This window comes from Mesorhizobium sp. M0590 (genome assembly GCF_040320905.1).
Lineage (GTDB): Bacteria > Pseudomonadota > Alphaproteobacteria > Rhizobiales > Rhizobiaceae > Mesorhizobium.
In genome coordinates this window covers 118,237-135,756 of sequence record NZ_JAMYQN010000013.1, presented here as the reverse complement: position 1 = coordinate 135,756, position 17,520 = coordinate 118,237, and the positions used below count along the sequence as shown (strand labels likewise).

At 64.2% G+C, this 17,520-nt stretch carries 18 protein-coding genes; 1 reads left to right on the top strand and 17 read right to left on the bottom strand.

Translation table 11 applies throughout. From position 1 onward, the window contains the following. Positions 1 to 3: 3 nt before the first annotated feature. Genes atzF through NKI52_RS21545 form a run of 8 tightly spaced genes read right to left on the bottom strand, consistent with a single transcriptional unit; the run spans position 4 to position 8,278 of the window. Positions 4 to 1,812, bottom strand: coding sequence for an allophanate hydrolase (gene atzF / locus NKI52_RS21580; RefSeq protein ID WP_352699448.1), 1,809 nt, complete (start codon positions 1,810 to 1,812; stop codon positions 4 to 6). Then, on the bottom strand, positions 1,809 to 2,159 hold the full coding sequence (locus tag NKI52_RS21575) for a cupin domain-containing protein (protein ID WP_352699446.1): 351 nt from the start codon (positions 2,157 to 2,159) through the stop codon (positions 1,809 to 1,811). Before NKI52_RS21575 ends, atzF begins: the two co-directional genes overlap by 4 nt. Then, entirely contained in the window at positions 2,152 to 2,820 is a 669-nt protein-coding gene (locus tag NKI52_RS21570) for a cysteine hydrolase family protein (protein WP_352699444.1), read from the bottom strand. Before NKI52_RS21570 ends, NKI52_RS21575 begins: the two co-directional genes overlap by 8 nt. Then, positions 2,820 to 4,352 (bottom strand): ABC transporter ATP-binding protein, encoded by a 1,533-nt coding sequence (locus NKI52_RS21565; protein ID WP_352452342.1) that lies wholly within the window; start codon positions 4,350 to 4,352, stop codon positions 2,820 to 2,822. The genes NKI52_RS21570 and NKI52_RS21565 overlap by 1 nt, the downstream gene beginning before the upstream one ends. A 10-nt stretch (positions 4,353 to 4,362) precedes the next feature. Then, entirely contained in the window at positions 4,363 to 5,064 is a 702-nt protein-coding gene (gene biuH / locus NKI52_RS21560; RefSeq protein ID WP_352452343.1) for a biuret amidohydrolase, read from the bottom strand. Positions 5,065 to 5,079: 15 nt separating this feature from the next. Then, entirely contained in the window at positions 5,080 to 6,006 is a 927-nt protein-coding gene (locus NKI52_RS21555) for an ABC transporter permease (RefSeq protein ID WP_352452344.1), read from the bottom strand. Further along, a complete protein-coding gene (locus NKI52_RS21550; protein WP_352699442.1) occupies positions 6,006 to 7,130 on the bottom strand; it encodes an ABC transporter permease in 1,125 nt (374 codons plus the stop codon). The genes NKI52_RS21555 and NKI52_RS21550 overlap by 1 nt, the downstream gene beginning before the upstream one ends. 20 nt (positions 7,131 to 7,150) lie before the next feature. Beyond that, complete coding sequence (locus tag NKI52_RS21545; RefSeq protein ID WP_352699440.1) at positions 7,151 to 8,278, bottom strand: BMP family ABC transporter substrate-binding protein; 1,128 nt, start codon at positions 8,276 to 8,278, stop codon at positions 7,151 to 7,153. A gap of 322 nt (positions 8,279 to 8,600) precedes the next feature. Between NKI52_RS21545 and NKI52_RS21540 the strand changes: the two genes are divergently transcribed. Next, a complete protein-coding gene (locus NKI52_RS21540; protein WP_023677208.1) occupies positions 8,601 to 9,260 on the top strand; it encodes a GntR family transcriptional regulator in 660 nt (219 codons plus the stop codon). A gap of 3 nt (positions 9,261 to 9,263) precedes the next feature. Here NKI52_RS21540 and doeB read toward each other — a convergent pair whose 3' ends face one another. The 9 genes from doeB to ehuA all read right to left on the bottom strand — a co-directional run bounded on the left by doeB (position 9,264) and on the right by ehuA (position 17,460). Continuing rightward, positions 9,264 to 10,265 carry a N(2)-acetyl-L-2,4-diaminobutanoate deacetylase DoeB gene (gene doeB / locus NKI52_RS21535; RefSeq protein ID WP_352699438.1) on the bottom strand — a complete coding sequence of 334 codons (1,002 nt, stop codon included), beginning with the start codon at positions 10,263 to 10,265 and terminating at the stop codon, positions 9,264 to 9,266. Positions 10,266 to 10,270: 5 nt separating this feature from the next. After that, positions 10,271 to 11,449, bottom strand: coding sequence for an ectoine hydrolase DoeA (gene doeA / locus NKI52_RS21530; protein ID WP_352699436.1), 1,179 nt, complete (start codon positions 11,447 to 11,449; stop codon positions 10,271 to 10,273). Between the two features lie 38 nt (positions 11,450 to 11,487). Then, positions 11,488 to 12,480, bottom strand: a complete 993-nt coding sequence (locus NKI52_RS21525; protein ID WP_352699434.1) for a cyclodeaminase — start codon at positions 12,478 to 12,480, stop codon at positions 11,488 to 11,490. Next, complete coding sequence (gene eutB, locus NKI52_RS21520; protein ID WP_352455381.1) at positions 12,477 to 13,469, bottom strand: hydroxyectoine utilization dehydratase EutB; 993 nt, start codon at positions 13,467 to 13,469, stop codon at positions 12,477 to 12,479. Before eutB ends, NKI52_RS21525 begins: the two co-directional genes overlap by 4 nt. A 10-nt stretch (positions 13,470 to 13,479) precedes the next feature. Then, complete coding sequence (gene eutA, locus NKI52_RS21515; protein WP_352455380.1) at positions 13,480 to 14,253, bottom strand: ectoine utilization protein EutA; 774 nt, start codon at positions 14,251 to 14,253, stop codon at positions 13,480 to 13,482. Further along, entirely contained in the window at positions 14,250 to 14,909 is a 660-nt protein-coding gene (gene ehuD / locus NKI52_RS21510) for an ectoine/hydroxyectoine ABC transporter permease subunit EhuD (RefSeq protein ID WP_023677202.1), read from the bottom strand. The genes eutA and ehuD overlap by 4 nt, the downstream gene beginning before the upstream one ends. Before the next feature lie 16 nt (positions 14,910 to 14,925). Beyond that, positions 14,926 to 15,585 carry an ectoine/hydroxyectoine ABC transporter permease subunit EhuC gene (gene ehuC / locus NKI52_RS21505; RefSeq protein WP_254819481.1) on the bottom strand — a complete coding sequence of 220 codons (660 nt, stop codon included), beginning with the start codon at positions 15,583 to 15,585 and terminating at the stop codon, positions 14,926 to 14,928. 172 nt (positions 15,586 to 15,757) lie between these two features. Beyond that, positions 15,758 to 16,609, bottom strand: a complete 852-nt coding sequence (ehuB, locus tag NKI52_RS21500; RefSeq protein WP_023677200.1) for an ectoine/hydroxyectoine ABC transporter substrate-binding protein EhuB — start codon at positions 16,607 to 16,609, stop codon at positions 15,758 to 15,760. Positions 16,610 to 16,674: 65 nt separating this feature from the next. Then, entirely contained in the window at positions 16,675 to 17,460 is a 786-nt protein-coding gene (ehuA, locus tag NKI52_RS21495) for an ectoine/hydroxyectoine ABC transporter ATP-binding protein EhuA (protein ID WP_352699431.1), read from the bottom strand. Positions 17,461 to 17,520: the final 60 nt, after the last annotated feature.

Below are 17,520 nucleotides of genomic sequence, written 5' to 3'. Positions count from 1 at the left end.
GCGTCAGCTTCGCTGCAGCTGACCCGCCATGAAATTGCGCCAGCCGCCGAAATGCGAAATCTCCTTTGCATCGGTGAGGCCGGCACTTTCGACGAGGAAGCCTTTCGGCGAAGTTCCGTCATCGAGCAGTAGCGTGCCGATGCCGAGCGGCGGCGGGATCGCGGCAACAAAACGGCCGAAGGCTTGCGGCGAGAGCCGCCAGACTTCAACCTCGATCGCTGTCCCCTTGCCGTTGCAGATCCGTTCGAGCCCCGGTCTCGGCACCGACTGGCCGGCAAGCGCGTAAAGCCGGTAGAGCGGCGCCGTTCTTGCAGCCCGGGCGAACATCGCGCCGAGCTGCTGCAGCTGGCCGTTCAGCGCCATCCCCGACAGATGCGCGCCGACCACGGCCAGCTCGATCGTGCCTTCATCCACGCCCGCCTGAACATCGCCGCGCTGCGGCTGCGGCCAGCCGGTAGCACCAAGCGAAAGGCCGCTTGCCGCATGGATGTCGCGGGCGAGCGATGCCGTCAGGTGGTCCTTGCCAGCCGCGGCAAGCAAGGTGACGCTCATCGGCAAACCGTCGCTACGAGTTCCGCTCGGTACCGAAATGCCGCACATGTCGAGCAGATTGACGAAATTGGTGTAGGTGCCGAGCCGGCTGTTGGTGACGATGGGGTCTGCCAACACCGCTTCAACCGTATAATGCGTCGGCGCGGTCGGCACACAGAATAGGTCGACCGAGGCGATGACCGGCGCCAGTCTGGCGTTGTAGCCTTGCAAGGCATAGAGCCCGTTGAAAGCGTCCGCGGCTGAAAGTGTTCGTGCGCCGCCGATGATCTGCCGCGTCACCGGATGCATGGCGGCCTCGTTGGCATCCATGAAGTCCCTGATCGCGGCATAACGCTCGGCCACCCAGGCGCCTTCGTAGAGCAGGTTGGCGGTGGCGTAGAAATCACCGAACGGGATTTCGACCAGCCGGCAGCCCAGCGTCTCCAGAGAGGCAAGAGCGGCCTCGAAACACGCCTGCATCGCCTGGTCGCCGAAGAAGGTCCAGTCCGCCCTGGCCGGCACGCCAACCGTCAGCACCGGCGGGCGCGCGGCAAGAGCCTGAATGCAGAGGTCACGCGAATAGGGATCGGCGTCGTCCTTTGCCGCCGCCGCCTCGAACACGTGATAGGCGTCATCGACGGTGAGCGCGAAAACCGAGACGCAGTCGAGCGTCCGGCAGGCCGGCACGACGCCGGCGGCTGACAGCGCGCCGACGCTCGGCTTCAGCCCGACGATGTTGTTGAGGCCGGCGGGTATGCGCCCCGAACCGGCGGTGTCGGTGCCGAGCGCGAAGGAGACGATGCCGCGCGCCGTCGCCACGGCCGAGCCGCATGAGGAGCCGCCAGGCACCAGTTTCGGGTCGATCGCATTCCTCGGGATCGGATAGGGCGTGCGCACACCGACCAGGCCGGTGGCGAACTGGTCGAGGTTGGTCTTGCCGACGACCAGCGCGCCGGCGGCCTTGAGCCGCGCGACGACGGTGGCGTCTTTCGCCGGCAAGTAGGCATATTCCGCACAAGCCGCCGTGGTCGGCATGCCGGCAACATCGATGTTGTCCTTGACCGCGAACGGTACGCCCCACAGCGGCTTTGCCGCTGGATCGAACGGGCCGAGCTTTTCCGCCTCGACCAACATCTCCGCCCTGCTCGCCAGATGGATGAAGATGCCCGGATCGTCGGCTGTCGCGAGCCGCGCATTGATCGTATCGATCACCTCGCAGATGCCGACGCCGGCCTGATAGGCGGCGTGCAAGCTCGCTATATCGAAGCGGATGTCGCTCATTTGGCCTCGTCCAGAATGACTACCGGCAGGTTCCACTGGATGAGTACGACGCAGCCATCCTTCGTCCACACCGAATGCTCGGTTCCGACCAGGTTCAGGATCACGCTGCCCGCGGCATGATCGCCGTTCTCGTCGCTCTGCGTGCCTTCCAGCACGATGATCGTTTCCAGCCCGGCATGGCGATGGCGCGGCACGCCGGCGCCGGGCCGATAGTTCAGGATCGCGACCGACGGTTCCGTCGGTCCGCCCTTGAGCAGCCAATGCGCCGTAATGCCATCGCGGAAAGGCTCGAACGGCAGATCGCGCCAGCCACCATTGAAGAGGCCGGCAAAGGCAAGATTAGGCATTGGCAATCCCCTCGAGCACCTGGTCTGTCGTCGCCGTCCAGCCGACGATGGCGCCCTGTGCCCTGATCATCGCCAGGGCGGCCGCCTTGAACTCGGCAAAATAACTCTCGGTAGCATCCTCGGCCAGCAGGCATTCATAGCCGCGGTCGTTGGCCTCGCGCATCGTCGTCTGCACGCAGACCTCCGTCGTCACTCCGGCAAAGACCAGTTGCTGTGCGCCGAGCCGCTTCAGGTCATCGCCGAAGCTGGTGGCATAGAACGCGCCCTTGCCCGGCTTTTCGATGACGATCTCGCCAAGCAGTGGCGCAAGTTCATCGAGGATCGCCGTTCCCGGCTCGCCGACGATCAGCACGCGACCCATCGGCCCGACATCGCCGATCCGGATCGACGGATTGCCGCGATTGCGCTTGGCCGGCGGCAGATCCGAAAGGTCTGCCTTGTGGCACTCCATCGTGTGGATCACCGGCAGGCCGGCGGTGCGGAACCCCTCGATCAATCTCTTCACCGTCGGCACAATCGCCACCACCCGGCTGACGTCGTTGCCGAGGCTGGCGCCGAAGCCGCCGGGTTCAGCGAAATCGCGCTGCATGTCGATGACGACCAGCGCCATCGCCTCAGGCTTGAAGGCGAACGGAAACGGCAGCGCCTCGATCTCCGCCATCAGTGATGTCCCGCCATGTGCTCGCCGATCGTCTGCACGCTCGCCTGCGCGATCGGCGTCTCGTAGACCAGCGCGCCGTCCGACATGACGAAGATGCGGTCCGAGAGCTCGAGCAGCTCATCAAGGTCCTCCGACATAAGGAGCACCGCGGCGCCGGCATTGCGCGCCTTCATGATGCGGGCGCGTATTTCGGCGACGGCGGAGAAGTCGAGGCCGAAGCAGGGGTTCGACACGATGAGCAAATCGACCTCGCCGGTCAGTTCCCGCGCCAGCACCGCGCGCTGCACATTGCCGCCCGAGAGCGACGAAATCGGCGAAGCAAGCGATGCCGTCTTGACCTTGAACTGTTGGACCAGACGGGCCGCGTAGTCCCTGATCGCACTCATCCTGATCCAGTTGACCGGCTTGCCGGCCTCGTTGAGGTCGAAGGTCCGGAAGGCCATGTTTTCCGCCACCGTCATCTTCGGTGCGCAGGCATTGCGCAACGGCTCCTCCGGAATGAAGCGGACATTGAGCGTGCGCGCCTCGCTGCGGCTGGCGCCATAGGGCGAGCCTTTCACCAGAACGTCGCCGCCATTGCGCGCCCGTTGTCCGGCAAGGACTTCGAGAAACTCCTTCTGGCCGTTGCCGGAGATGCCGGCAATGCCGACGATCTCACCCGACTTCACATCGAGTTCGCCGATGTCGATGGTTTTCAAACCGGTGCGGTCGGGCGCCTTCAGCGACTTTACCGTCAGCACCTGTCTGGCGCCGGCCGGCACCGGGGCGCGGCTGTCGAGTGCGGCGATCGGTTGGTCGCCGATCATCATCGCCGCCATCTGCTTGTGGGAAAGTTCGGAGACCTTTCCGGTTCCGGTCAGCCTGCCCTTGCGCAGCACGGTGATATCGTCGGCAAAGGCCGTCACCTCGTGGAATTTATGCGAGATCATCAGCACGGTGAGGTCGCCGGTCCTGGTCATGTCGCGCACCAGGCCAAGCACTTCGTGTGCCTCGCCGGGAGTGAGCACCGAAGTCGGCTCGTCGAGCACCAGGAAACTGCGGCCGAGATAGAGCTGCTTGATGATTTCGAGCTTCTGCTTCTCGCCGGCCGCAAGTTCCGCCACCTTGACGTCGAGCGGCAGCTTGAACGGCATCCGCTGCATGAATTGCGCAAGTGCGGCGCGCTCCTTGCGCCAGTCGATGACGCCGGGCACCTTCTCGCGCGAAATGACCAGGTTCTCCGCGCCGGTCAGCGACGGGACGAGCGTGAAATGCTGGTAGACCATGCCGAGCCCCAATGCCGAGGCATCCTTCGGACTGGCGATCGCGACCTCGCGGCCATCGACCAGCATGTCGCCGGCGGTCGGATGGTAAAAACCCATCATGCATTTGACCAGCGTCGACTTGCCGGCGCCGTTTTCGCCGAGCAGCGCATGGAACGATCCCGCCGGCACCTTGATCGAGACATCGTCCAGCGCGGTGAAGGCGCCGAAGCGCATGGTCATGCCGATGGTCTCGACGCCGACGGCTTTCTTGCCGATGCTTCCGCTCAAGATCGTGTCCTCACGGCAGCTGCGCGACGAAGGATACCGAATTCGACACCGCGCCGAACACGCCGCCCTGCATCTTGATCATCTTGATCGCGGCGAGATGGTTGCCGTAATCGGTCGCGCCGCAGCAATCCTCCAGCATGACGCATTCAAAGCCGCGATCATTGGCCTCGCGCATCGTCGTGTGGACGCAGACATCGGTGGTGATGCCGGTCAGCACGATGTTTTCGATGCCGCGCTGGTGCAGGATCAGCTCCAGGTCGGTGGCGCAGAACGAGCCCTTGCCCGGCTTGTCGATGATCGGCTCGCCAGCCGCCGGATAGAGGTCGGGGATGATGTCCCAGCCGGGTTCGCCGCGCACCAGGATGCGCCCGCAAGGCCCGGGGTCGCCGATGCCGGCATTGATGCGGCGCGAGCGCCAGCGCTTGTTGGCCGGCAGGTCGGCGAGATCGGGCCGATGGCCCTCGCGCGTGTGGATGATGGTGTAGCCCTTGGCCCGCATGGCTGCGAGCACCGACTTGATCGGCTCGATCGGCGCCCGCACTAGCGAAAGATCGTAGCCCATATGATCGACATAGCCGCCCGGCCCGCAGAAATCGGTCTGCATGTCGATGATGATCAATGCCGTATTGTCCGGCCGCAGCTCGCCATTATAGGGCCATGGATAGGGGTCGGCATCGATGTAGCGCTGGGTGATCTCGGCTCTGGCGTTCATCGGAAAAAACTCCAGTCATTTGGTGATCGACAACTCGCCCGGCGCGCCGGCAAGCGAGCGGTTCGGCGACGATGTGGCGATCATGATAATGAGCGTGAGGATGTAAGGTGCGGCGTAGAAGAGATAGTAGCCCTGCGTCACCCCGACCGATTGCAACGCCGGGCCCAGCGCGCCGGCGCCGCCGAACAACAGTGCCGCGGCAAAGCAGCCAAGCGGGTTCCAGCGCGCGAAGATGACCAGCGCCACCGCCATCAGCCCCTGCCCCGACGAGATGCGTTCGGTCCAGCTGCCGGGGTAATAAAGCGACAGATAGGCGCCGCCGATGCCGGCGAGCGCACCGCCGACGCCTGTCGCAAGCAGGCGCACGGTGTTCGGATTGAGGCCCATGGCGCGCGCCGCATCGGAGCTGTCGCCGACGACGCGCACGACCAGGCCGGCGCGGGTGTTGCGGAAGGCCCACCACAGGAACAGCGCAAGTGCGGCCCCGATCAGGAACAGCACGTTGACGTTGAGCGCCGCCTGCACCTGCGGGATATCCGACCAGCCACCGAAGGCGAGGGCCGGCAGGTCTGGTGCCGAGGGCTGGATGAATGGCTTGCCGAAGAAGAAGGCGAGACCGGAGCCGAACAGCATAAGCGCGATGCCGATGGCGATGTCGTTCACCCCGCGGAATTTGCAGATCCAGCCGTGGAACAGCCCGAAGCAAAGACCGGCACCTGCGGCAGCCAGCAGGCCGAGCCATGGCGAGCCGGTCATCACCGCGACGGCGTAGGCAGTCATCGCACCGAAGACCAGCGTGCCTTCGAGGCCAAGATTGATGCGGCCGGAGCGCTCGGTAATGGCTTCGCCGAGCGAGACGAAGATGAAGGGCGTCGAAACGCGGATGGCGCCGCCGAGAATGGCGAGCGGCACGCCCCACAGGCCGATCTCGGTCGCGTCCATCAGGAGCCCCTCTTCCACAGATCGGGATTGAAGACCTTGAAGCGGCCGTAAAAGGTTTCGCTGAACAGGATGACGACGAAGAGCATGCCTTGCAGCACCAGCACGGTGGCGTCGGGAAGGTCCATGCGGCGCTGGATCAGCCCGCCGGAAGCGCCGATACCGCCGAGCAGGAAAGCGACCGGGATGATGGCGAGCGGATTGTGGCGGGCGAGGAAGGCGACGAGGATGCCGGTATAGCCATAGCCGGCGGCGAGCGAGGCGTTGGCGCTGCCTTGCACGGCGCCGACCTCCAGCATGCCGGCCAGCCCGGCAAAGCCGCCGGCGAGCCCGGTGAAGCCGACGATCAGCGGCCCGACGGCAAGCCCTTGCACCTGAGCTGCCCTGACATTGCCGCCGGCGATGCGGGCGGCAAACCCCCAGCGCGTCTTTTCGATCAACAGCCAGGACAGGACGCAGGCGAGAATGCCGACGACCAGGCCCCAGTGCACGTCCATGCCTGGAATGTTGCCGATGCGGTAGGCATCCGCCAGCGGCTCGGTCGAGGGTTTGTTGAGCGAAGCCGGATCGCGCAGCGGCCCTTCGACCAGATGGTTCATCAGCGCGATGGCGATATAGGCCATCAGCAGGCTGGAGATGGTTTCGTTGACGGCGCGGTAGTGGCGGAGTGCGCCGACGGCACCGATCCAGATGCCGCCGGCGACCGCGCCCGCCACGCCCATCAGCAGGATGACCAGAAAAGCCGGCGCGCCATTCGCCGCGACGCCGATGGCGGCGGCGGCAACGCCGCCCAGCACGATCGCGCCTTCGCCGCCGATGACGACGAGGCCGAGCCGGGCCGGCAGCGCCACGCAGAGCGCTGCCAATAAAAGCGGTGCTGCCCGCGACAGCGAGTTCTGGATCGAGAACCACGAGCCGAAGCCGCCGCGCCACATCGTCTCGTAGAGTTGCACCGGCGATTTGCCGACCAGCGCGATGAACACGCTGAACAGCGCCATGCCGACGATCAGCGCCGCGAGCGGTATGACGAAGGCTTCCGCCTGCCGCGCCGCCCATTCGAGCGCCGCCGGATAATTCCTGGCGCCAAACAGCGCCGGTGCGCCCGCAGTGCTGACAGTGTCTGCCATGGCCCCGTCTCCGATCCGGTTCAGGCGGTCGAACCGACGACGCCCTCGACCAGGTAGTCCATGCTTTCGAGTTCGAGCGCGGTCTCGGCGAAGGCCTGGCCTTCGGTCGCGACGACGACGCCCTTGTTGCTCTTCAGCGGACCCTTGATGACGGAAAAGCCGCCTTTCATCATTTCGGCCAGCGTGCCGTCGAACTGCTTGCGGGCGGCCTCGCCGACAGCGGGGCCGAGCGGCCTCATCTTGACGAAGCCGTCGGCCAGGCCACCGCGCGTGAAATTGGGCAGCGGCGTGCCGGCCACCAGATCGTCGACGAACATCTTGTAGACCTTGGCCCAGTTCCATTCCGCGCCGGTCAGGTATTTTTCCGGCGCCAGCGGGCTCTGGTTGGCATGATAGCCGCAGACGAAGGCGCCACGCCCGGCCGCCGTCTCGACCACCACCTTGGGGCTATCGACATGGCAGGTGATGACGTCGGCACCCTGGTCGACCAGCGCATTGGTGGCCTCGGCCTCCTTGACCGCTAGCGACCACTCGCCGGTGAAGATCACCTGGCAGGTGATGGTCGGGTCGACCGAGCGCGCGCCGAGCAGGAAGGAATTGATGTTGAGCAGCACCTGCGGGATCGGCTTTGCCGCGACGAAGCCGAGCTTCTTGGTTTTGCTGGTGTGACCGGCGACGACGCCGTTCAGATACTGGCCCATGCCGATATAGCCGAAATAGGAACCGGCATTCATCGGATGCTTGTCCTTGTTCCACATGCCACCACAATGGCGGAACTGCACGTCGGGGAATTTCGCGCACATGGCGAGCATGTGCGGATCGAAATAGCCGAACGAGGTCGGGAAGATCAGCGACGCACCGTCGAGATTGATCATCGATTCCATCGTCTTCTGAACGTCGACCGTCTCCGGCACGTTCTCCTCCTCGACGACGGAAATTCCTTCGATCCCCTTCAGCGTGGCGGCCCCTTCGGCATGCGCCTGGTTGTAGCCGTAGTCGTCCTTTGGCCCGACATAGATGAAGCCGACGGTGGCCGTCGCGGCGAAGGCCCTGCTGATCGGAAACGATGCGGACGCAAGGCCGAGCGCCGCTCCGGCGGCGGAGGTTTTGAGCAGGTCGCGGCGGCTAAGCATGAATCTCTTGGACATTGAATGCTCCCTCTGTGGGGCCTTTGGGGCCGGTTAACATCTCAATGAAAGAAGTGTATGCAATCAGCATGCCAGTTTCAGAAATGAGATTTATTCAGTAATATCAATGAGTGTTCCGATGTGGACTGCACAAAGCCGGAGCAATTGCATACACTTTTTGCCTCCAAAATCGCCAATTTGACATGAAGGCTAAAACATAGGCATACAGAGATGCGGAGGAATCGAAGCCGGTGAGTGGCTTACGGCTCTAGCGAAAAGACTGGACGGAGGAGACGTGTCGGGAAAGCGCAATTTGATCAGGTCGGGCACGACCGTCGATCAGATGGTGAGGGCGATCAGCGACCGGATCGTCACCGGTTTCCTGCGCCCGGGCGAAAAGCTCGACGAGGCCTCGCTCGCCGCCCGCTTCGACGTCTCACGCACGCCGATCAGGGAAGCGCTCAGCCGGCTCAGCGCCATGGGGCTGGTCGAAAGGCGGCCGAACCGCGGCGCCACCGTCGCCGTGGTGACGCAGGAGCACCTCGCCTCGATGTTCGAAAGCATGGCCGAGCTTGAAGCGATCTGCGCGCGGTTCTCGGCCGAGCGCATGACCGCTGGCGAGCGCCGCACGCTGGAGGCCGAACACCAGGCCTCGGCGCGCTTCGTGCAGCTCGGTGCCGAAGAAGAGTATGAGCTTTTCAACACCGAATTCCACACCCGGCTCTATCGCGGCGCCCACAGCAAGCACATTTATGAACTGACCGTCATGACCCGCGGCCGCCTGGCGCCGTTCCGGCGCGCGCAATTCATGCTGCCCGGGCGGCTGGCCCAGTCCTGGCAAGAACATGACGCCATCGTCACCGCAATCATGCGCGGCGACAGTGCGGCGGCCGGAACAGCCGCCAAGGATCATGTCTCGATCGTCAGCGAGGCGAGCGCCGTCTTTGCGATCGGCGATCGCCCCAAAGGCAGGACCGAGCCGTTCCCGACATCGGCTTCCTAACCGTCAATCGAACAGCACGGCGACCACGGCAGCGCAGTCGCCGGCCTTGACCAGCCCCGGAAAATGCCGCGCCGCCAACAGACCGGACATTTTGGCCCGGATCTCCTGCGGAGCGCCGCCGGTGCGGCCTATGGAATGGATACGTGCCAGCACCTGGTTCTCTGCCACCGGCTCGCCGAGATCGATCATGGTTTCGATCATCCCGTCGTCCTCGGCGAACGAGAAGCAATCGCCGGACGGCATGTCGAGCCAGCGGGTTGGCTGCATCTCGACCGCGCCGGCGACGATGCCGGCATGGCGCAGCACATTGAGCACGCCGCGACGTGCGATCCGCACCGTTTCCGCGCGCGAAGTCCCGCCGCCGCCAAGCTCTGTGGTGATGAACAGCTTGCCCATCTCTTCGGCGGCAGTGTCGAACATGCCGACCGCGTCGATCTCCAGCATTTTCATCGACCATGGTGCGGAGAAGGCTTCAACCGCAGCGAAACCCTTCGCTTCCAGCACCTTGTCGGGCCGGATGTGGGCGGCGCAGAACGGCACGAAGTCGAGCGTCTTGCCGCCGGAGTGGAAGTCGAGCGCGATGTCTGTACGGGGCAGAAGCTCGCGCTGGAAATAATCAGCGATCTTCTCGGTCACCGTGCCGTCGGGCCGGCCGGGAAAGCTGCGGTTGAGATTGCCCTTGTCGATCGGCGAGGTGCGCGTGCCGGCGCGGAACGCCGGATAGTTCATCGCCGGCACGATGATGATCGTGCCGCTGACTTGCTTCGGGTCGAGCGTACGGGCGAGGTCATAGAGCGCCAGCGGCCCCTCGTACTCGTCGCCATGATTGCCGCCGGTGAGCAATGCGCTCGGCCCCTTGCCGTTGCGGATGACGCAGATCGGGATCATCACCGACCCCCAGGCGGAATCGTCGCGGCTGTAAGGCAGGCGCAGGAAACCGTGCTGCACGCCGTCGCGCTCGAAATCGACGGTCGGCGTGATCGGTGACGGGCGAAGGCTGGACATCGGACTCAATTCTTCACCACCAGTTTGCGCGGCACATTCGCCAGGCACTCGACGCCCGTCTCGGTGATCAGGATGGATTCGGTGATTTCCAGCCCCATCGTCTCAAGCCACAAGCCGGTCATGAAATGGAAGGTCATACCGGGCTTCAACTCGGTGCGGTCGCCTGGACGCAGGCTCATCGTGCGCTCGCCCCAGTCAGGCGGATAGGAAAGCCCGATCGGGTACCCGGTGCGGTTGTCCTTGACGATGCCGTACCGCTTCAGCACCGCGAAGAAGGCGTTGGCGATGTCCTCGCATGTGTTGCCGGGCTTGGCGGCGGCAAGTCCCGCCTCCATGCCTTCCAGCGTCGCCTTTTCTGCATCGAGGAATTCCGGCGTCGGTTTACCAAGGAACACGGTCCGGGAAAGCGGACAATGGTAGCGGTTGTAGCAGCCGGCAATCTCGAAAAAAGTGCCCTCGCCCGACTTCATCGGCCTGTCGTCCCAGGTCAGATGCGGCGCCGATGCGTCAGTGCCTGACGGCAGCAGCGGCACGATCGCCGGATAGTCGCCGCCAATGCCATCGACGCCGCGCGTGCCGGCATCATAGATCTCGGCGACCAGGTCGCATTTGCGCATGCCGACCTCGATCTTGTCGACAATGCGCTCGTGCATTGCCTCGACGATGCGGGCGGCTTTGCGCATGTAGTCGATTTCGGTCGGGCTCTTCACTGCGCGCTGCCAGTTGACGAGTGCCGTGGCGTCGACGAAGCGGGCATTGGGCAGATGTCTCTGCAGCGCTGCGAAGGCAGCGGCCGAGAACCAGTAATTGTCCATCTCGACGCCGATGCTGAGCTTGCCCCAGCCGCGATCGGAGAGCACGCTGGACAGAAAATCCATCGGATGGCGCTCGGTCGACTGCACATAGTGGTCGGCATAGCCGACGATGTTGTCGTGCGCGAGATAGGCGGTGCGCTTGGCGCCGTTGGCGTCCTGGCCGCGCCCGTACCACACCGGCTCGCCCGACGGCGGCACGATGACAGCCTGGTGCACGTAGAACGACCAGCCGTCGTAGCCGGTCAGCCAGGCCATGTTGGACGGATCGCTGACGATCAATAGATCGACGCCCTTGGCCTGCATGACCTTCCGCGTCTTGGCGAGGCGCTCCGCATATTCGCCGCGCGAGAATTTCAAATTGGGCTGCATTGTTCTTGGTCCTCGTTTGTTGGGCCTTGCGGCCAGCATCAGCTTTCGAAAATCGTACCGGTCTTGGCTGCACGCGCACGGTCGCGGGCGAGCGTGGCGATCGCCGTGTCCTGCACGCCGGTGCCGGTCAGGTCGGCAATGGTGATGTCGCTGTCCGAGCGCCGGCCATGCCTTTCGCCGGCGATGATGTGGCCAAGCTCGGTGATTTCGGCATCGGACGCCATCACGCCCGCCGCGATAGCATGGTGCAGTTCGCCCAGCCGGCGCGTCTGTTTGGCGCTATCGGCGACGTAGAGATCGGCCATGCGCAGGATCGCCGGCGCGATCTCGTTCTTGTGCTCGGCATCCGAGCCCATGGCAGTGATATGCTGGCCGGCGGAAACGAAGCCGGCCTTGATCAGCGGCTCGGTCGACGGCGTCGTGGTGACGATGATGTCGGCATCGGCCGCAGCGTTTGCCGCGTCGGGCTCGGCGTGAACGGCGATGCCCAGTCTTTCGGACAATGCGTCGGCCGCGGCCTCGGCCTTGGCGGCATCCCTTGCCCAGATGCGAGCCTCGGTGATCGGCCGCACCAGCATCAGCGCTTCGAGCTGCAGTCCGGCCTGAACACCGGCGCCGAAGATCGCGGCAACGGAGGAACCCGGCCGCGACAGATGCTTGGCGGCAACCGCGCCGGCCGCCGCCGTGCGGATGTCGGTGAGATAGCCATTGTCGAGCAGCAGCGCCTCGACCAATCCGGTTTTCGCCGACAGCAGCACCATCATGCCGTTGACGCTGGGCAGGCCGAGCTTGGGATTATCGAAAAAGCCGGGGCTGATCTTGATCGCAAAACCGTCGATACCCGGTACATAGGCGGTCTTGACGTCGACCTCGCCGCGATGCTCTGGAATGTCCAGCCGCAGGATCGGCGGCATCGCCACCGGCAAGGTGGCGAGCGCCCGGAACGCGTTCTCGACGCAGGCGATGGCATCAAGATCGAGCTTCACGATCTTGCGCAATTCAGCTTCGGTGAGGATCGTCATCCGGCTCATGCTGCGCTCTCCGCAATTGCTTCGCCGCAGATGATCTTGCGGTGCAGTGTCATATCGATGTTGCGGCCGGACAGCACGAGCACCGTCGGGCCGCTCGCCCTGACCTTGCCGGCAAGCACGGCTGCGATGCCGACCGCGCCGGCGCCTTCGACGATCTCGCGCTCCTGTTCATAGGCATGGCGGATGCCGGTGGCGATCTCGTCCTCGCTGAGCAGGATCACATCGTCGAGCAGGTCGCGGCACATGGAAAAGGTCAGCCGGTTGTCGAGGCCTATGCCGCCGCCGAGGGAATCGGCCAGCGTCGGCAGTTCCTCGACCAAAACCGAATGTCCGGCGTCGAGGCTCGCCTTCATCGCCGCACCGCGCGCCATTGAAACGCCCATCACCTTCGTCGCCGGGCTGACGCCCTTCACGGCAGCAGCGACGCCAGCCGCCAGCCCACCGCCGGAAAGCGGCACCAGCACCAAGGCGGCGTCCGGAACCTGTTCGATGATCTCCAGCCCGAGCGTGCCTTGCCCGGCGACAATGGCAGGATGGTCGAAGGGCGGCAGCATGATCAGCCCCTCTTCCGCGACCAGCCGTTCGACCTCCCGCTGCGCATCGTCCTGGCTGTTGCCGACGATGCGGATCTCGGCGCCGAGCCGACGGATCTCGTCCAGCTTGTTCTGCGGCACCAGCCGCGACATGCAGATCGTCGCGTGGATGCCTTGCAGTCGAGCAGCATAGGCAAGCGCCCGGCCGTGGTTGCCGGTCGAGGCAGCGACGACGCCACGCGCCCTCTCCTCGTCTGTCAGCGAAGCGATAGCGTTCGAGGCACCGCGCAGCTTGAAGGCGCCGGTGGTCTGCCGATGTTCGAGCTTGAGATAAACAGGAGCGCCCAAGTGCTGGGAAAGACTCCGGGAAGGAACGGTCGGCGTACGCTCGATCTTGCCTGCGATGCGCTCGCGCGCGGCGCGGATATCGGAGAGGCTTATCCTGGACGTGGTCATGGCTCTGCAATCAGTTCAGCGGCAGCGTCATCAGACGGCCGAATTCAGGACGCGACATCTTATCTCCGCAAAGCCGCAGGCAATTCCAGGCCGTCGCCTGGTTGCTGGTGACGACAGGGCGGCCGATGGCCTCTTCCATACCCACAACTGCCGCCGCGGACCGCAGTGCCGTGCAGGAGACAAACAGCGCGTCCGAGTGTTCGGCCGTCGCCTCGCGAGCCAGATCGACCAAGGATTTCGGCGCAATCCGCGCCATCTCGCGGTCGTCCTCGAAGCCGAGGCAAGTGAAGCTGGCGATCTCGAATCCATGCTCGCTGAAATAGGTCGCCATCGGCCGGCTGGTCTCGACCGTATAAGGGGTAAGAATGCTGATCGTCCTGGCGCCCAGCGCCTTCAGGCCGCGCACGCCGGCCATCGGCGGCGTAACCACCGGCGCGCCGGGTTTCGCGGCCTGCACCGCCGCCTCGATTTCGGCATCGCCGATCACGACGGAAGCTGAGGTGCAGGAATAGCAGATCGCATCGAGCGGCTCGTCGGGCAGGATCAGGGCCGCGGCCGCCGTCAGTGACGGCTGCATCTTGCGCAAATTGTCCGGCGTCGTCGGGTTGGCGTAGGGGATGCGCGCGACATAGATGCCGATGCGGTCGCTTGCCACCATGCGGTGAAAATCCGGTTCGCTCGTATGGTCGGTGGCAAGGATGATCAGGCCGACCCGCTTTTCCAGCGGACGCGCATCGAGCGGCGGCCGGGCCGAGTGCAGGCGGATATCGGGTGCAGCGCTCATCGTTCGATCCGCCCATAACGGTGTTCCAGCCAGCGCAGCAGCACCACCGAGAACAGGCTGATGGCGAGGAAGAAGGCGCCGACCAAGGTGATCGGTTCGATATACCGATAATAGGTATTGGCGACGCTCTTGGCCTGGTTCATCAGTTCCAGCACGGTGATCGCCGACAGCAGCGGCGTCTCTTTGAACATGGCGATGAAATAATTGGCAAGCGCCGGGATCATCGGGGGGATCGCCTGCGGAATGATGATGTGCGTCCAGGTCTGGGTGGCGTTTAGATTGCAGGCCTTGGCCGCTTCCCACTGGCCGCGGGGCACATTGTCTATGCCGGCGCGGTAGACCTCGGCCGTGTAAGTTCCGTAATGCAGCCCGAGACCGATGACGCCCGCCACCAGCGGCGGCAACAGGATGCCGAAATCCGGCAGCACGTAGAAGATGAAATAGAGCTGCACCAACAGCGGCGTGCCACGGATGAACTCGGCAAGGAAACCGACGGTGCGCGACAGAGCCCTGTTCGGCGACCGGCGCGCCAACGCGATGCCCAGCCCAACGATGGCCGCCAGCACCGAGCCGAGCAGCGTCGCCAGGATGGTGATCTTCACCCCCTCGATCAGCGTCGGCAGGATCTGCCGGACAAAATCCCAATCCCATTCCATTAGCAGGCCCGATCCATCATACGCGCACCCCGTCGAGGCCACGAGCCATGCGGCGTTCCAGCGACCGCACGCCCCAGGAGATGAGCAGCGCCAGCACGAAATAGATGACGAGGATGGTGCTGAACGGCACCAGAGTATTGCCGGTCTGCGAGCGCACCACCTGCGCCTGGAAGGTCAGGTCGGCGAGCGAGATTAGCGAAACGACGGCGGTGGCCTTGAGCAATTCAATGGCGTTGTTGCCGAAGGTTGGCAGCATCACCAGAAGCGCCTGCGGCAGGATGATATGGCGCATGGCTTGCCAGCGGCCGAGATTGAGGGCGGTGCAGGCCTCATATTGTTCGCGGCCGATAGACTTGATGGCGCCACGCACCACTTCCGCCGCATAGGCGCCGACATTGAGGCCCAGCGCCAGCACCCCGGCCTGCAGCGGCGTCAACGAAATGCCGGCAAAAGGCAGCACGAAATAAGCCCAGAACAGCTGCACGAAAATCGAGGTGCCGCGGAAGAACTCGATATAGGCGGTGGCCAGCGCGCGTAGCACGAAAAACCGCGACAGCCGCCCCAGCCCGGCAAGAAAGGCCATGACCAAGGCCAGCACCGACCCCATCAGCGTCAGCTCGATGGTGACAAGCGCTCCTTGCAATATCAGGCCGAAATAGCCGGACCATTGGGTCATTGGGGCTAAGCGTTTCCTCGCTTGGTGATCATTGCAGAACGCCGGCGCCGCCCCTCATCCGCCTGCCGGCACCTTCTCCCCGTTATAGGGACGGGGAGAAGGGTGAAGCTCCAGCGTTGACGCCCCCCTCTCCCCGTTTTTGACGGGGAGAGGCTAGGGTGAGCGGCACTTTTTACTTCGCCGAGCAGAGCTTGTCGCGGCTCGTCGACATTGCCGCCGCCGCCGAGAAGCCGTAAGGCTCGATGATCTTGGCGAACTCGCCGGACTTCTTCAGTTTCGCCAGCTCGACATCATAGGCGTCGCGCAGCGCTTCGTCGCCCTTCTTGAAGGCCGCGCCGTCGCAATAGACCGGCGCACCGACCACCGGCGCGATGACTTCGAGGTTCGGATCATTGGCTTTCTTGACCAGGTCGTTGATCGACAGCACGGGCAGCGAATAAGCATCGATGCGGCCGTCCTGCAGCATCTTCAGGCCGCTCTGGCCGTCCGGCACGACGATGACGCGCTCGCGCGGCACACCTGCGGTGAGCGCCAGCTTCTCTTCAGTGCCGCCACCCGGCGCGCCGATCGTGGCGCTCGCGTCCTTCGCGACGTCCTCGTAGCTCTTGAAACCCTTCGGGTTGCCCTTCTTCACCAGCATCGCCTCGGCGTCGCACAGCACCGGTTCCGAATAGGCGACCGCAGCACAACGTTCCGGCTTCATGAACAGGCCGGCAGTGACGACGTCGAAACGGCCGGCCTGCAGGCCGGGAATCATGGCGCCATATTCCGAGATCGAGGCGACGATATCGTTGACGCCAAGGCGCTTGAAGATTTCACGGGCAACGTCAGGCGCCGCACCCGAAACCTTGCCGTCGGCAGCGACCGCCGTATAGGGCGGCTCGTTGGCGATGGCGACGCGGGCAAAGCCTTGCGCCTTGAGCTCTTCGAGCTTGCTGTCGTCGGCCGAGCCGGCCGTCGAGGCGGCCAGCACCGCCGTCAGCGCAATACCGGCGACGCCGGCCAAAATGGCAAATTTCTTCATTGTTCCCAACTCCTTGTTTGTCTGTCTTCTTGGCTTGCTTGAGGCGTCGCCGCCTCGCATGGCAGTCAGACCCGATGTCCGGCCGCAATGATCTTCTTCAGGAAACCTTGCGTACGCTCCTGTTTGGGATGGCGGAAAATCTCGTCGGGCTTGCCCTCCTCGACTATTCTGCCGCGATCGAAGAACAGCACCCGGTCGGCGAAGTCATGGGCGAAACCCATCTCGTGGGTGACCAGCAGCATGGTCATGTCGGTCTCGGCGGCGAGCTTGCGCATGACGTTGAGCACCTCGTCGACGAGCTCAGGGTCGAGCGCCGAGGTGACCTCGTCGAACAGCATGATTTTCGGCGACAGCGCCAGCGCCCGCGCAATCGCGACGCGCTGCTTCTGGCCGCCTGAAAGCTGCGCCGGCATCGCCTTGGCCTTGTCGACCATGCCGACCATGTCGAGCAGTTCCATCGCCCGCTTTTCGGCGGCGGCCCGCGGCACGCCTTTGGTCAGCATCGGTGCCAGCGTCACATTGTCGATGACGCATTTGTGCGGAAACAGATTGAACAGTTGGAAGACCATGCCGATCTTCTGGCGCATCTTTGCCAAATGCCGTTCATCGGCCGTCAGCAGCCGGCCGTTACGCTCCATGTGGTACAACTGTTCGCCGTCGACCTGGATGTGGCCGCTGTCGATACGCTCTAGCGTCATCAGGATGCGCAGGATCGTCGTCTTGCCCGAACCCGATGGACCGATCAGTGCCAGCTTCTCGCCGGGCATGACTTGCATCGAGAGGCCGTCCAGCACCCTGAAGGTGCCGAAGCTTTTTGAAATGCCGTCGATCTTGATGATGGGAGCCGACAATGAATTTCCCGTGCTGGAGAAGCTTGCCTTTAACGATGCGGATCGCGGCAAATCATGTCA

Coding starts and splice junctions, on each gene's coding strand:
- NKI52_RS21525 (WP_352699434.1), bottom strand. CDS start 12,480: ATGAGCCGGATGACGATCCTCACCGAAGCTGAATTGCGCAAGATCGTG.
- NKI52_RS21550 (WP_352699442.1), bottom strand. CDS start 7,130: ATGGCAGACACTGTCAGCACTGCGGGCGCACCGGCGCTGTTTGGCGCC.
- ehuC (WP_254819481.1), bottom strand. CDS start 15,585: ATGACCCAATGGTCCGGCTATTTCGGCCTGATATTGCAAGGAGCGCTT.
- NKI52_RS21545 (WP_352699440.1), bottom strand. CDS start 8,278: ATGTCCAAGAGATTCATGCTTAGCCGCCGCGACCTGCTCAAAACCTCC.
- ehuD (WP_023677202.1), bottom strand. CDS start 14,909: ATGGAATGGGATTGGGATTTTGTCCGGCAGATCCTGCCGACGCTGATC.
- doeB (WP_352699438.1), bottom strand. CDS start 10,265: ATGTCCAGCCTTCGCCCGTCACCGATCACGCCGACCGTCGATTTCGAG.
- NKI52_RS21570 (WP_352699444.1), bottom strand. CDS start 2,820: ATGGCGGAGATCGAGGCGCTGCCGTTTCCGTTCGCCTTCAAGCCTGAG.
- NKI52_RS21575 (WP_352699446.1), bottom strand. CDS start 2,159: ATGCCTAATCTTGCCTTTGCCGGCCTCTTCAATGGTGGCTGGCGCGAT.
- atzF (WP_352699448.1), bottom strand. CDS start 1,812: ATGAGCGACATCCGCTTCGATATAGCGAGCTTGCACGCCGCCTATCAG.
- doeA (WP_352699436.1), bottom strand. CDS start 11,449: ATGCAGCCCAATTTGAAATTCTCGCGCGGCGAATATGCGGAGCGCCTC.
- biuH (WP_352452343.1), bottom strand. CDS start 5,064: ATGAACGCCAGAGCCGAGATCACCCAGCGCTACATCGATGCCGACCCC.
- NKI52_RS21540 (WP_023677208.1), top strand. CDS start 8,601: ATGGTGAGGGCGATCAGCGACCGGATCGTCACCGGTTTCCTGCGCCCG.
- ehuB (WP_023677200.1), bottom strand. CDS start 16,609: ATGAAGAAATTTGCCATTTTGGCCGGCGTCGCCGGTATTGCGCTGACG.
- eutB (WP_352455381.1), bottom strand. CDS start 13,469: ATGACCACGTCCAGGATAAGCCTCTCCGATATCCGCGCCGCGCGCGAG.
- eutA (WP_352455380.1), bottom strand. CDS start 14,253: ATGAGCGCTGCACCCGATATCCGCCTGCACTCGGCCCGGCCGCCGCTC.
- NKI52_RS21555 (WP_352452344.1), bottom strand. CDS start 6,006: ATGGACGCGACCGAGATCGGCCTGTGGGGCGTGCCGCTCGCCATTCTC.